Origin of the sequence: Thermomicrobium sp. 4228-Ro, assembly GCF_026241205.1 — a bacterium.
Lineage (GTDB): Bacteria > Chloroflexota > Chloroflexia > Thermomicrobiales > Thermomicrobiaceae > Thermomicrobium.
Map to the genome: position 1 here is coordinate 595,654 of NZ_JAPFQM010000006.1, position 14,646 is coordinate 610,299.

Below are 14,646 nucleotides of genomic sequence, written 5' to 3' on the forward strand. Positions count from 1 at the left end.
TCGATGGCGCGTGCAACGCGGCGGACGTTCTTGCGGAGTGTCGTGGGAAGCCTGATCGCGGGGCCGCTCCTTGCCGCCTGTGGGAGCAGCTCGGACATACCCGCGACGGCTGCTCCGGCAGGTTCGCCCGGCCCCACCGTGATCGCGACGGTATCCCGCTCCACGCCGGCGGCTGCGAGCGGTCGGGTGCGGATCGGCTACTTGCCGATCACCGATGCTGCACCGCTGCTTCTCGCGCACGCCAAGGGGTATTACCAGCAGCAGGGGTTGGAGGCCGATCAGCCGACGATGTTCCGGAGCTGGTCGCAGATTTCGGAAGCATTGCAGGCGCGCCAGGTGGACGTCGTCCATCTGCTCATGCCGATCAGTATCTGGATGCGGTTCGGCCAGCAGGTACCGGTGAAGCTCGTGGCCTGGGATCACGTGAACGGCTCGGCCCTGACCGTCGCCGAGCAGATCGAGCGGGTCGAGGATCTGGCTGGGAAGACGCTTGCCGTACCGTTCTGGTATTCGATTCACAACGTCCTCATCCAGATGCTCCTCGAGCGTGCCGGCCTGCAGCCGATCCTGCGCGGCGATCCTTCAGCCGACGAGCGGACGGTGAAGCTCGTCGTGATGCCCCCGCCCGATATGGCACCAGCTCTGGCCAATGGATCGATCGCCGGGTATATCGTCGCGGAGCCGTTCAATGCCCTCGCCGAGGTTCAGGGAGCGGGGAAAATCCTCCGCTTCAGCGGCGATGTCTGGCTCGACCATGCATGCTGTGTCGTCGTGATGCACGAAGAGGACGTGGCGACACGGCCGGAATGGGCGCAGGCGGTGGTCACCGCTATCGTGCGGGCGCAACGGTTCGCGCGCGAGAACCGAGCGGAGGCTGCTCGACTCTTGGTGAAGGAGGGCGATCGAGGCTACCTGCCGCAGCCGCTGGAGGCGATCGAGCGGGTGCTCTCGGATCACGAGCACGACCGGTACGTCCAAGAAGGCGTGATCCGCCACCCGGAGTGGGGTGCGCAGCGCATCGATTTCCGCCCCTACCCGTTCCAGTCCTACACAGAGGCGCTCATCGAGCATCTGCGGCGGACGCGCGTCGAGGGGAATGCAGGGTTCCTGGCGACGCTCGATCCGGCCTCGGCGCATGCTGAACTCGTCGACGACCGGTTCGTCCGTCAGGCGCTCGAGGCTGAAGGAGGGCCAGCCGTCTTCGATCTCCCGGAAACGTTGACGCGGAGCGAACGGATCGAGCCATGAAGCAGGTACGGCTTCTTCGTGATGCGATGCTCCCGTTCGTCGGACTCACCGTCGTCGGAGTTCTCTGGTGGTTCCTGACCGATGTCGCTGCTGCTCCCGGTTCGTTCACGAGCCGGTTCGCGCCTGGTCCAGCCTTTCGGGCGCTCGGCGAACTCGTGACCAGCGGGGCGCTGTGGCCGCACGTCCTCGCCAGCGCAGAGCGTGTCGCTCTGGGCTTGCTCGTGTCGGCGGCGCTCGGTATTCCGTTGGGAGTCGCGATCGGCAGTATCCGCTGGGTCGGCCGGATGCTCGGTCCGGTGATCCAGGTGCTCCGGATGGTGTCGCCGCTCGCTTGGATGCCGCTCGCCTTGCTCGTTTTCGGTACGGGGACGCGCTCGGTCGTCTTCCTCCTGGTCATGGCGGCGACCTGGCCGATCTTGCTCAGTACGGTCGACGGTGTGGCGCGGCTCGATCCACGCTGGTCGCAAGTCGGGCGGAGTTTGGGTGCCTCGCGCTGGGAACTCGTGCGGCATGTCGTCTGGCCGGGGGTGCGACCGCGCGTGCTCGCCGGACTCCGCCTGGCCGTCGGAGTCGCCTGGATCGTGTTGGTACCGGCTGAGATGCTCGGTGTCGACTCGGGGCTCGGGTACGCTATCCTCGACGCACGTGACCGCCTGGATTACGGAGAGTTGATGGCGATGCTCCTCGTCATCGCGATGTGCGGGATCGTGCTCGATGGGGTGGCACGTTTCCTCTTCCGTGAAGCGCGCCCGCGAGCGCGGCGTGTGCTGCGGCCCATACCGGAGATGGCGGTGGTCGAACAGCGAAGTTGACGGTGGTTCAGCGGGAAGCGAGCGGGAACGATGCTACAGCGTCCCACTCCTCAGGGCAGGATCCCGCTCGCGCGTCCGGTTTCGGGGGAACGAAGCGCCATTCCCCGTACGGTGAGATGCAGAGCGTGGTTGGCTCTCCTGTAGCGAGAACCGCCAGCGCTTCGGCCACGCAGCTCGTATAGTCGCGTTCCGGGCAGTGTGCTTCGATGGTGCTGCGGGTGTCGGCTGCAGTCGGTGGAGGGGGTGCGAGAGCAGGCACGCGCGCGTCGATACGGCGGAGCAGGAGTGCCGCGAGCGACTCGGTCCGTTCGCGAGCGCCAGCGCAACTGGCTGGATCGGTCGGATCGCAGGCAGCGGTGATGGAGACGGCAGCGACGACGGTATCGCGTCGGAACCAGAGGGTCAGGCGAGCGAAGCTGGGAATCACTGCCGGAGCGAGCAGAAGTACGCTCTCGTCCCCACGTCCACGATGGGGAAGGCGCTGGCCTGGCGACGCGCTCGTGAGAGCCTGGAAGGCGGCGTGCGCGCCGGCCTGGCTCGCGAAGAGATCGAGTCGGCAGCTGGCTGCACTGAAGGGTGCCTGTTGCCGTTCGGCGTGCGCCCGAGCCAGCGCCTGCTCGAGTTCGTCCTGGGTGAGAAAGCCGTCGGCATCCTCTGCTGGCATGCTGGGTGGCTCGTACGCGTACTGCAGCCAGGCGCCGTTCAGCCGCTGCCAGGCCTGGCTGTCCTCCAGCGCGATCGATGGTGCGGGATGTTGGCTTGCCGACCGGTTGTCGATGATCTGCCTGGCGAGAACTTCGAAGTGGGGCGGCAGATGCTCGATGCCGAAGCAGGTGTCGCGGGCGAGCAGGCCCGCCTCGCTCGCGTATGCCGGACCGGTCCCAGCCGGTCGAGCCGAGCTGCAGGCCACGAGGAATGCTGTACTCGTGACGAAGATCACGAGCGCGAATGTTCTACGAGCGTCCACGTGAAATCCCCCAAGCCCAGGTGCGGTTTCCTGTGTCAGTACCGCTCTCGGCTGAACGGACGATCAGATCATCGACGAGCACCACCGCACGAGGTGTGCCGTCGGTCTGGCCGATGACGATGGTCACGTAGTCCGTCTCTGTAAGTGGGATCGTGAGAAGCTCGATTCCCTCGTCGAGCGTTGCTTCGTCGTGACAGGTGACCGCCCAGACCTGGTTCGGGCGGATGTCGAGGAGACAGTCATACCACGTGCCGATTGCGATGATCTGCTGACTCGACACGACGACGGAGCCAGCCCGAAACGCGAGCCGGCCAGAGGAGGTGAGGCCGAGCGCGATAGGCGTGTCACCGGAAGCAGTGGCGAGTGCGAGGAGTCGCACCGGTGCTGGCCCCTGATCGAGCAGTTGGAACCGGAAGCGGACGGTGAAGTCACTTCGGGGGGTCGGGAGGGAGCGCAGGACAGCCGCAGCAGCGTTCCGCAGTTCCAAGCGGAGTACACGGTTGCTGATCGCGCCGCTGTGGGACTGGATCGAGACACCCCCCACCGTGTCCCAGTTGACCAGCGTGCCCGTCTCGAAATCATCGGCGAGCTGGATCGCCGGTGGGACGGAGACAGTGACCGGTGTACTCGCGGGCGAACGAGCGCCCGCGAGGTCGATCGCGCGGACCGTGTACGCGTACCGGCTCCCAGGTCGCATGGAGCGGTCGCTGTAGCTCGTTGCTGCACCGACGAAAGCGAGTGGTTTCCCGTTCCGCTCGACCACGTAGCGGAGGGGGCGATCGCGCGCGGTCGGTGCTTGCCAGCTGAGCGTCACAGCGGTGCGCTCGACTGCGGTGACGGCGAGTGCGGCGGGCGGGTGAGGCGTCGGTCGTACCAGGGATACCGGTCGGGGGGCGAACACGAGCACGAGATCGGCAGTCGAGGCCGGCTGCACGAGAGCGAGGGCGTACGGTGGGTCGTGTAGGGGTGGTGGAAGTCGAACGCCAGCGAAGTCGAGTTCGGCGGGTCGATCGGTCTCGAATGCGAGGGATACCCGTGCGGCTGCTGGCGCCGAGAGGGTTACGAGCAGGGCCTCGACGAGCGGGTCCCACTCGGCGGCGACGATCCCACGTGTTGTCGCGACTGTGAAGCCATGCCCACCGGGAATCTCGATGCTCTCGGTATGGAGTCGGTAGGACGAGGGCAGTCCAGGAACGTCGCGGAAGACGAGCGGCTGTGTCATGGCGACGATCGTCCCGCTCCTGTCGAGGAGTTCGGCGCGGAGCACGGTTAACGGGCCGTCGAGCGGAAGGTCGATGGCCAGATCGGCGCCGTGGCCGCTCAGTGTCTCCTCTCGCCAAAGGGTGCCGTTCCGAATCCAGCGAAGCCGAGCGGCTGAGGGGATCCGGTCAGTGATGCGGAGGAAGATCGCCGTCGTTGCACGCTGGTCTGAGACGAAGATCGGGTAACGTGCCGGATATGGGGCCTGTGGTGCGGCGAATGGGCTGAGCAAGATCGTGCCGGTGAACGTATTGCGAGCGAGGAAGCTCCGCCCCTCGTACAGCGCGCTGACGATCGCGTCCAAGCTGTTCGTCCTCGCGAAGACGAACGTCGCCGGGTTCCCTGGATCGATCAGTTCGTGGCTGTCCGTGCCCCAGGACCCGAGGAGCGGTACTTCACGGAGGAGGAGTTCGTCCCAGAGGGCTGCCCATTCTGGCTTCCGCACTTCGATAAAGTCCGCGCCATACGCGCGTTCTTCGCGAATCTCGGAGAGACGGACCGTCGAGCCCGGGTGATTGAGCTGAGCAGGGTAGCCCGCGTTGTGGACGAGCGGGATGCCGTCCGTGCCGAAGCGAAAGCTGGTGAATTCCTCTGGGTGCTCGATGGCGAAGTCGAAGCGGATCGTGTGTCGTTGCTGGCCCATCTCCTGTGCGCAGAACACGCGGAACGAGTCGCTGCTGAAGGTGTGGCAGAGCTGGCTGCGAGCGACGAATTCATCCGCTGGGGGGAGCGGTCGCTGTGCCTCGAGGACAACGGCATCGACCGAGAGGTCAGCCGAACCGGCGTGGGCCGAGAGTCGCAGCGTCGGATAGAGGAAAGCAGCGAACGGGTGTGGTCGCTCGTTCGCTGGGAGCTGGGCGAGCGCCGCGGTGACGTCGATGGTGTACACTGTCCACTCGTTCGCTCGTGGTTCCGGTAGCGGGAAGACGATCACGCGCTGCGCTGGTTCCGATGCGGGGAGAACGGGGTTTCCGAGGGTCCAAGCGAAGGTCACGCCCCGATCGAGCAGCACCTCACCCGACGCTGTCGTATAGCCGATCGTCGATCCGATTTCCGGGTCACCGCCGAGCGACACCGTGGCAGCGAACCCGGTTTCGGGGTCGAAATGGCGGACGAGAACAGCGAAGGAAAGGATGACCGGCCCTGCGGTCACGAGCGGGCCGCGCCGTGCCCACAGCCCGATGGTCCCGGCCGATGGTGAGGAGAGTGCGAGACGAAAAGCGCGAACACCCTGGTAGGCCGTGTCGTTTTCCATGGTTGCGGCGGAGGTCGATACCACACCGCGTCGGAAGACTTTCCAGCCACGATCGTCCTCGTCGAGGGTACGACGGTTCGCGGTGTGGCCGTCGATCTGGTACGCGCTGCCCTCGTTGTGATCGGTGAGGAAGACCGCATCGTAACCGAGCCGACGAGCGGCCGCCGCGAGTACGCCGACGTCGGCGACGGCGTCAGCGCTGAACGCGGAGTGGACATGGGTCTCGATCTTGAGCCGACGATGCGACAGGTTCGCATCAGCCTCGGCAGCAGCGCGGCGTGGCATCGCCAGTGGTTGGGGCACCATCGTGAGGAGGATGAGCAGCAGGGCCAAGGTGAGTGCGCACCGCTTCACGGTTCACCGAGGATTTCCTGTTCGCGTTGTGCCTGCGCGCTCGCCGTGCTCTCTCGCGGCCCCCGTTTCCGCGATCGGACGATCAGGAAAGTCGACGATGCGAGGAACAGCGTGCCGGCCAGGCCGAGCACCGGCAGCCCGTACGACGGACCGGTCGGTGGACTGGCCTCCGAGCCGAGCTGCACCTCCGGTGCACGGGTGGCGAAGACGCGAGCGAGCACGCGAAGCGACTGGTTACCGTAGTTGATGCTCGGCTCGATGTGGGTATTCTCGCTGAACTCGTTCCAGCTGATGAGCCCGACGATGTCGGGTGCCGAGGCGAATGCGGCGGCCAGCTGACGGCGAAGCGTCTCGCCACCCTTGCGCTCGACGACCCGAGTGCCGCCGATCAGCCGGGCATCGAATCCGGGAGCTGCTGGGGCGATCCACAGCCCGTGGTGGGTATGGACGGCTGTGCTGAGCGCCTGCAGCTTCTCCTCGTAGCTCGGATAGCTGTCCGGGTCGACCGATGACCAGTAATACGCGTTGCCGTCGACGTGGTGAGCGAGCCGCTCGTAACCGTCCACATTGCGCTCGGAAGCCAGCAGCAAGAGACACGATCCGACCGCCCGGCGGATGAGCGCGATCTCGTCGGTCGTGAATTCCCAGCTGCCCGAGAGGATCACCAGGGGTTTCCCATACAGGTCGTTGAACACGTTCCGGCCACTCCAGCGCTGGCAGAACCCGACCAGATCACTGGCAACTCGTTCGGCAGGAAGTGGGTCGCGCTGGAAGTCGAGCCCCTGATAGATGACAGCGAGGTGGAACCCTTCGGTCGCCGCGAGATCGGCGAGTTGTTCGAGCCGCCGGTTCAACGTTGGTGTGCTCTTCCAGCTCACGATGAACCCAGTGATTCCGACTTCTTTCGCCCAGCGGATGTGTTGTTGCATGACTGCCCGGTCGTCACTGGAGTAGCGGCCCAGCACAGGGTAGTCGCTCTTGGCGCGATTCCAGGAAGTCGGGTCGAACCAGATGTAGTAATAGGCGAAGACGGGTACCGGTGGCGCTGCCCGGGCCACGTGCGGCAAAACCAGGGTCAGAAGCCAGCTCGAGACGCAGAGAAGGCGCACCGCGTGCAGGAGGATGGACTTCATGAGGGCCTCCGGACGAACGGGTCGCGGATCACTTCGTTCGGCGTTCCGTGGAACTCTGGATAGGAGACGAGCTTGGCCCGCTCGAAATACTGGACAGTGCGACCCGAGTCATCGACGAACGCTTCACTGATCGGATAGCCGAGGAGGGCGAGCGATTCGCGGACCGAGATGTCCGGATCGCCGAGATCGAGACCGACGGAACGCCAGAAAGCGCGGAACTTGCCGCAGAGCCAGTGGCCGGTCTGTGTGAAGTAGGTGCAGTCAGCGGCTGGCGGGGCGTCAGCGGAGCGAGGCTGGAAGGGGGGCGTGGTGTCGAGCCCGAGTGCGTGGGCCTCGTAGGCGCCGAGGCGGGCGAGTTGGATCACGAATGGACCTGGGGTAGCATCGGGCCGATATTCCAGCCGAGCGAGAGCGAAGTCCTGTACGAGGACGGTGGTGCCGTCTTCCGCGTGTGCCCACCTGGCAGGGCCGATCGGCGCGCCGAAGGTCGCCAGGCCACCGTTGCGTTCCCAGAAATCAGCAAATTCCGGAGCGGGATCGAGCATGATCGGCGTCGGGGACGGTGTGGTCTCAGGACGGACCGTCGCGGCGGGTACGCTGGCTGGTGGTGGGGGCGTCGTGAGAACCGGCTGCGATGCGGTGGGTGCAGCCGGTCGTGGCCGCTCGCTCCGGGTGAGTCCCTGCGTGAGGAGGATCGTCCCCGACAGGGTCAAGGTGAGTGCCACGAGCAATGCGATGCGCCGGACGCGGTGTTCTCGGGCAGGAGTAGCGTCGCTACTTTGCCGTGCGGGCGCGAGCCGGTGACGCAGGTACCCAAGCTGGGGTCGTCCAGCCAAGACTAGTGCGACCACTGAACTCAGGACGAGCACGAGCACGAGCAGGATGTCGACTCCGCTGATGACCGTGAGGTCAACTGACTGATTGCGTGAGAGCGCGAGCGGCGCTCGTGGGCTCCAACCGAATATGCCGATGGCCTCGATCCGGTAATCGCCGCGCGGCAGTGATTTGGCAATCCCGCGTCCCGCAGTGAGCGGGACAACTTCGCTGGTCCCGTCCGGATAGATCAAGCGGACAGCCCGGCCGACTGGACGGCCGAGAAACGTATCCCGAACGGTGAATTCGGCGCTGTAGAGGAGCAGCGTGATCGTCCAGTCCTGTGCTTCCAAAGGGTAGAAACGTTGTTGCCTCCGATTGACGACGTTCATACCGTGCATGGTGACTGCTTCGATCGACCACTGCACCGGGCTGACCGCGAGTCCAGCATGTGTCGGAATCGCTCGGCTGGCTTGGACCAGCTGAGACGTGTCCGTGTTTCCAGCGACGGGCAGCTCGCGGACTTCACCGATACTACTCTTGAGGACGATCCGCTCGATACGGCCTGGATCGACTGGTCGACCGTCGAGGTCGACGAACCGGTAGTGGATCGTTGTCTCGGTGTCGTAGCCGGCTTGGAGGATCCGATGCTTGGGGACGAGGATGGTGCGGGTTGCTGCGAATGAGTCATCGTTCCAGCGTGCGAAGGCCGCGTGGAGACTCGGGGTGACGACCGAGCGGCTGACCGTGATCTGGTAACTTCCTGGCTCATCGAACGGGATGGTCACAGTGCCGTTGGCTCCGGTGTAATACTGCTCGCCAGAAGCCTCGACGAGAACTCCAGGTAGTGCCGGTACCGTCTGGATCTCGAGCACAGCGGGCGCGATCGTGATCGTGGTCGAGGCAGCTGCCGGCGCCAGCGAACGCGAGCCGGAATAGACCACGGTCAGCGTGTGGCGACCCACCGGTAGGGTGTCGGTCAGGAGAAATTGCACGGCGCCAGCGAAGTTGGTTCGCGCCCGGCGGGTATGCACGCCGTCGACGAGGAGCTGGAGGACATCGTTCGCGACCGCACCATAGAGTTCACCGTTCGGCCCGGTGAGGCGCGCGATCACTCGAAACTGCTCGCCGACCGGTACGCTGGCTGGAGCGTCGATCAGGATCGCCGTGGGACGGACTGCTTCTTCGGCCCGCAGCGAGACTGGCCAGAGTGCCGTGAACAGCGCGAGCGTACAGGCGAGCAGCAGCGAAGCCCGAGTCATCAACGAGGTCCTTTCGTGTCGTATCGCGATGAGCGGAACCGCCTCGGGAGCCAGTTGCTCACAAAACGGAGCCGTCCGGTCGGGACGAGGAACGCGACGATACCGATACCTGTGACGAGACTGTAGACCCCGTACACAGCGCTCCGGCGCGGTTCTGGGGCCGGCGGTGGGGTTGGCCAATCCCACGGGATGAACACCGGCGCTCGGGGCGGGCTCTCGAAATCGAAGGCGTTCGCGAGACTCGTCGCCGCAGCATCGCGTGCGGCGAGCGGCTCGAGGTTCCAGTTCTCCTCGATGAACTTGAGGATCGACGTGAAGTCATAGGTCGTCGAGTCGATGAAGCCGCGCTTCGCGTAGGGACTCACGAGGAAGGCAGGGACACGGAAGCCGTAGCCGTAGTCATCCACCTGGGGAGGCGGCACGTGATCGTACCAGCCGCCCCAGTCGTCGTACGTCACCATGAAGGCCGACTGGTGCCAAGAGGGGCTGCGCATGAGGGCCTGGATGAGCGATCGAACGAAGCGCTGCCCGGCCTGGATGCTGCCCGGTGGGTGCTCGCTCGCACCGGAGGGGACGATATAGGCGACTTCGGGGAGCGTCCCGTTCTGGAGGTCGGTGAAATACTCGTCCAGGGGCACGATATGACGGAAGAGGTCGGGATCGTCCAGATAGCGTGGCATCGCGAGCAGTGGACACCAGACGACCTGGGCAGCGCGTGGGCCGGCGATTTCGGTGCGTGTCCGGTAGGTGATCGAAGGATCGTAGTTCTGGATGTAGAACTTCCAGGTGATCCCGGCTTCCTCGAGACGATCGAAGATCGTCACGATGTCGTTCGGAAAGCCATCGGCCGGGATGCTGTTTTTGTCGCTGCCCGGAACGCCGGCGATCCAATACATGTGGTTCCAAACACTCCCGCCGTGGGCTGAACTGAAGAAGCGATCGAAGAGGACGTATTCGCTGGCGAGGTTCCAGTAGTACGGGAGATCGCGTCCGTCGTAGTACCCCATCGCGATGCGCCCGTCCTGATTGCGTAGGCGGAGCGCCCAGATGAAGCCATCCATGCGCCCACCGTTGTGCTGGCGACGGAACGTGATGCTGCTGTGGTCGAGATCCTCGATCGGGAGACTACCGATATGGAAGGGTTCGACGCACTCGCTTGCAGGATCCGTCGGATCGAGCGGCATGCAGGTCTCGGGCGGAAGCCCGTCGGCGCCGGGATACGTCCCGAAGTAATTATCGAACGTGTGGTTTTCCTGCATGAGCACGATGAAGTGGCGGATCGGTGTATTGGGTTCACGTCGCGCAGCGGAAGCTGATGCCGATGCGAGTGTAATCGAGCACAGCGCTGCGAGCAGGAGCGCGATGCGGAGTCCAGTCATGGGCGCACCTCGTAGATCACCATAACGGGTAAGTCGATCGGCTGGCCCTCCGCATCGACTGTCCGGATGCTTTCGGTATGGACGACACGGCCGTGATACCGTCGGGCATAGGTGAGGAGTTTCTCGGAGAAGAACGTCGAACGGTTGGCCGAATAGGCATCCCAAACGATGTATTGGATCTCTCCATTGCGCAGTCGGAGATCAGGATTGACGACGGGTTCATAGGTCGGATTTCGATGCAGCGGGTTTGGACTCACCGAAAGCCCGTACGCTTTACGATGCCCGTAAAACTGGAGGATGTTCGCCATCGACGGGCCGATGGTGAGCAACTGCGCTCCCTCAGGCGTGTGTGTGCCGACCCATGCTCCGGCCTCACGACCGCCCGGGACTCCCCCCGAGCCCGCCAGGAAGGTCCCGTTCGTCGCTGCCCGGAGTTGTGTTGTCGTCGTGAAAGCGAGCGAGGCAGCGACGAGCAGCGTGGTGGCAACCCCAGCCACCCGGCGCCAGCGGGGTCGGCTGTGCAGTGTCGCCCCGGGTTGCGTCGAGCCCAGTGCGAAAAGGCGGCCGAGCGTGCGGGCAGCGAGGATCGCGACAGCGGGCGCGGTGGCGACCAGATACGGGAAGCCCTTCGTGGGCCAGACCTGGAAGAAGGCGAAGGGTACGACGATCCAGGTCACGAGCAGCGTCTCGCGCCAGCTCCAGACGCGTCGTACCGCGAACAGACCGATGACTGCCAGGCCGACGATCGCCAAACCGAGGGCCGGTGGAATCGTCCACAGGTAGAACCACCATTCGTGGTTCGGCCGGCGGAAGAGCTGCCAGACGAGATACTGAGTGGTTCGCTCTGTACCGCTGCCACCGGCAAGGAGAGCCGTGAGCGGGTGCAGAACGACGACGCAGGCGAACGCAGCGAGCGCTCCCACCAGGTGACGGGAGTGGCTGGACAGTTCGGCGTGCAGTGCGAGCGTCACGATCATCGCACCCAAGAAGATGACTGCGGTTTCCTTGGTCAGCACCGCGAGGCCGAGTGCGACGCCACTGGCGAGCAGCCAGCTCGACCGGCGTGTGGCACCGTAGTGAACGAGCGCGAACAGGCTGAGCGTGACGAAAAAGGCCAGCGGGCCGTCGAGGAGTGCCTGCCGCGTCACGACGACGTGATACGGCATCAGGGCGAGGAAGAGGGCCGCAGTAGCGCCGACCCAGCGACCGAAGAGCACGCGTCCAGTGCCGAACGTCACGGCGACGGTGGCGAGCCCGAACGCGACGACCAGCAGGCGACCCACGAGGTCGAGGCCCTGGTAGCCGACGAACGGGATAGTGAGCGACGTGACGAACGGAAAGAGCAGCGGGTGGGCCCGGAAAAGCGGGAAGAAGCGACTGAGCATCGGTTCGTCCGCCAATGCCGCTGCTTGTCCGAGATAGACCGCTTCGTCGCTGTTGACCCCGTGGAGATTCAGCTGCCAGAGGCGGAGGAGCGCGCCGACGATGAGCGCTACAGCGAACAAGGCGGCAGGACCCAGACGGTCGAACAGCGAACGAGATGTCCGGGGAGCGTGAGATCGGAGTGCCGAGCGAGGACTCTTCGCGCGTGAGTGCAGACGGGCTGACCCAGTCTCGCGCTGGACGTTGGTCATGGTCAGTGTGCGGAGGATGTTCATCGGGCAATCCGCTGCTCGGTCGGCGAGACAGTGAATGGGATCAGTACCTCGGGCTCGGTTCGGAACGCTTCGAATCCGACCCAAGATGCGATCGTTCGCCACCAATCGAGCTGTGGGCGTCGGAAGAGCTGGCAGGTCGTCCCCTGCAGCGCGCTGGCGAGCGTCTGGCGTTCGACACTGCTGAGATCTTTCCCGAGTGGTCGCGAGAGATAGTCTCGGAGAGCTGGATACGGCGGGAAGCCGTAGGCATCGTCCCCATTCGCCAGGAGGATCTCCAGCGCCTCGTCCAGGTCGAGCGGACGGGCTGCTTCATCCGGCCCTCGCTCGATGACGATGACGTGGGCAAGACGTGCACTGGCTCGTCGCTGCACGTGCGGGATCAGTTGTTCGATATGGTACTTGGGTGGCGGAACGAGCCACTGCATGTACAGATTGATCGTCGCGACTGGAAGGCGCGTCGAGGCTAGGAGCATGGCGAAGCGACGACCGGAGCGGGAGTGGATGCGGCTCTGGACGAAGAGCGCCAGCCGCTGTCCGAGTGTCAGCTGAGCAGTCCGTACTGCAGCCACCGTGTGTCGGCTGATCGTGAGCGGCTTCGGATAGGAGAGTACCAGCCCGTCAGCGCGCACGAGCGTGAGGTCGTCGGCGAGGAACGCGCCTTGATCGCTCGACCGGCGCTGCCGCTGGAGCAAGCGCAGGATCGTCGTCGTTTTACCGGTGTCGGTTCGGGCCGTTACCAGTGTGGCGCGGTCACCCTTGCTGATGCAGGCAGCGTGGACCAGAGCATAACCATGCCGGGCGGACGTCCAGCGCAAGATCGGCTCGAGCACGTTCGTGTAGAGCACGTGCGGAGAGTGCCGCAAGGCAGGCGAGACGGTGATGCGGATCGGCTCGGCGAGATCGGCTTCGAACCAGAAGCCGAAGGGACCGAGCCCATCGTCGTACCGAATCCTCCGTGGCTGCTCAGTACTCGGCGCAACATCGACCCAACCGAAGCGACCGATCGGCCCAGGCGAACGGCGACCACCGACCTCGATCGTGATGTCCGGCTGCTCCACGGTCTCGACGCGGAAGCGCTCGAGTTCCGGTAGCCGGACGGGGGACTGGACGCGGAGAAGGCTGTGCAGATCGTACGCGTACGTGCGCCGTTGCGTCGGCCAGATCCAGGCTGTTGCCATACCGAAGCGCAGGATCGCGAGCGCGCCGAGCGAGATGATGTTCGACAAGAGGTAGTAGATACCGACGTACGAAGTGAGGAGGACGAGCAGTGGCCCGCGCACGAGGAGTCCAACGATGTTGGCTGCCGTGAAGAGCGAGAGCCGTGTCGCCCAGCGTCGTCCGGAGCGCCGGTCGGGAAAGACGAACCGGTCGGTGAGCGCGTAGTTCCAGAAGCTCGAGACGAGGGTAGCACCGGCTGCACCGATCAGATAGTGGAGCTGGCCGAGTTCGACCAAACCCAGGAGTGCCAAGGTGTTCACGACGAGACCCGTCGCGCCGACAGCCGCGAAACCAGCGAAGCGAGCGCGTTCCTCGCCGAGTCGCAGAGTCGCTAGATGTCCGAGATAGCGAAAGCCTTCACGGAGGTTCGCCTTGCTCTGTCCGGCATGACGGTGACCGAAGATGTAGCTCACCTCGCTCACGCGCAGCTGAGGATGGCGCACGAGGATCTCGAGCAAGATCTTGAACCCGCGTGGACGTAACGTCTCGATCTGAAGCCGTTCGCGGCGGACGACGAAGAAGCCACTCATCGGATCGGTGACGCTCCGCAGTCGGAGGGGGAAAGTCAAGCGAGCGATGGTCGTGGAGGCACGCGAGAGAGCCAGACGGAACACGTGCAGCCCTCGTGCTTGACCGTCGTCGCGGTAACGTGAGCCGACGACGAGATCGACCCCGTAGAGCTGCGCGGCAGCCAGGAAACGTGGGACAAGCTCCGGCGGATGCTGCAGGTCGGCATCCATCACGCCGACCCACTCGCACTGCGCGGTGCGGAGCCCGGCCAGGACAGCACCGCCCAGACCCCCGTCGCGGGTGCCAGGTGGGCGATGGATGAGCCGGATCCGTCCGTCGCGGGCAGCCTGTGCGGTGACGTGTTGCGGCGTGTCGTCGTCGCTGTCGTCGACGAAGATGACCTCCGAGCCGGGTGGAAGCTGGGGCAACAGGCGCGCCAACAGCGGCTCGATGTTGTCAGCCTCGTTCCGCGTGGGAACGATCACGCTGACTGGGGGAAGTGCTGCGGGCGGGGCCTCGAGGACTGCTGCTGGTTCGGTGGCGGTCGCCGAGCCCTGCTGGTGTGTCTTCATCATGGACAAACCCTCCCTCTGGGTAGGTGTTGGTCAGACCGTCGGAGCCGGGCACGGATCGACCGTTCTCTGCTGTACGGTGGAGCTGCGTGTCGCGGAGCATCCGGAACGGGGATGATCGTGCAGTGGACGCGTTGGGCCGCAGCCCTTCCCTTCTCCGTGTCGGCTCGTTCACACGATCGACACAACTGAGGATGACGGAAAC

The 14,646-nt window shown here is 64.9% G+C and carries 9 protein-coding genes; 2 read left to right on the plus strand and 7 right to left on the minus strand.

The annotated features are described in order from the left end of the window. Window positions 1-3 precede the first annotated feature (3 nt). Both OO015_RS12170 and OO015_RS12175 read left to right on the plus strand, forming a co-directional pair. A complete protein-coding gene (locus OO015_RS12170; RefSeq protein WP_265941538.1) occupies window positions 4-1,248 on the plus strand; it encodes an ABC transporter substrate-binding protein in 1,245 nt (414 codons plus the stop codon). Beyond that, window positions 1,245-2,060: an ABC transporter permease gene (locus OO015_RS12175; RefSeq protein ID WP_265941539.1), complete on the plus strand. Its 816-nt coding sequence runs from the start codon at window positions 1,245-1,247 to the stop codon at window positions 2,058-2,060. The genes OO015_RS12170 and OO015_RS12175 overlap by 4 nt, the downstream gene beginning before the upstream one ends. A gap of 7 nt (window positions 2,061-2,067) precedes the next feature. On the opposite strand, the gene OO015_RS12180 is transcribed toward OO015_RS12175, so the two are convergent. From OO015_RS12180 to OO015_RS12210, 7 genes are all read right to left on the minus strand, one after another. Further along, on the minus strand, window positions 2,068-3,027 hold the full coding sequence (locus OO015_RS12180; RefSeq protein WP_265941540.1) for a hypothetical protein: 960 nt from the start codon (window positions 3,025-3,027) through the stop codon (window positions 2,068-2,070). Next, the gene (locus OO015_RS12185; RefSeq protein WP_265941541.1) at window positions 3,014-5,896 is read right to left on the minus strand and encodes a fibronectin type III domain-containing protein; all 2,883 of its coding nucleotides are present in this window, start codon (window positions 5,894-5,896) and stop codon (window positions 3,014-3,016) included. Before OO015_RS12185 ends, OO015_RS12180 begins: the two co-directional genes overlap by 14 nt. Beyond that, a complete protein-coding gene (locus OO015_RS12190) occupies window positions 5,893-7,029 on the minus strand; it encodes an endo-1,3-alpha-glucanase family glycosylhydrolase (RefSeq protein WP_265941542.1) in 1,137 nt (378 codons plus the stop codon). Before OO015_RS12190 ends, OO015_RS12185 begins: the two co-directional genes overlap by 4 nt. After that, the gene (locus tag OO015_RS12195; protein WP_265941543.1) at window positions 7,026-9,104 is read right to left on the minus strand and encodes a hypothetical protein; all 2,079 of its coding nucleotides are present in this window, start codon (window positions 9,102-9,104) and stop codon (window positions 7,026-7,028) included. The genes OO015_RS12190 and OO015_RS12195 overlap by 4 nt, the downstream gene beginning before the upstream one ends. Continuing rightward, the gene (locus OO015_RS12200; RefSeq protein WP_265941544.1) at window positions 9,104-10,483 is read right to left on the minus strand and encodes an alkaline phosphatase family protein; all 1,380 of its coding nucleotides are present in this window, start codon (window positions 10,481-10,483) and stop codon (window positions 9,104-9,106) included. Before OO015_RS12200 ends, OO015_RS12195 begins: the two co-directional genes overlap by 1 nt. Continuing rightward, window positions 10,480-11,988, minus strand: coding sequence for an ArnT family glycosyltransferase (locus tag OO015_RS12205; protein ID WP_265941545.1), 1,509 nt, complete (start codon window positions 11,986-11,988; stop codon window positions 10,480-10,482). Before OO015_RS12205 ends, OO015_RS12200 begins: the two co-directional genes overlap by 4 nt. 149 nt (window positions 11,989-12,137) lie before the next feature. Next, window positions 12,138-14,444, minus strand: a complete 2,307-nt coding sequence (locus tag OO015_RS12210) for a glycosyltransferase (RefSeq protein ID WP_265941546.1) — start codon at window positions 14,442-14,444, stop codon at window positions 12,138-12,140. Window positions 14,445-14,646: the final 202 nt, after the last annotated feature.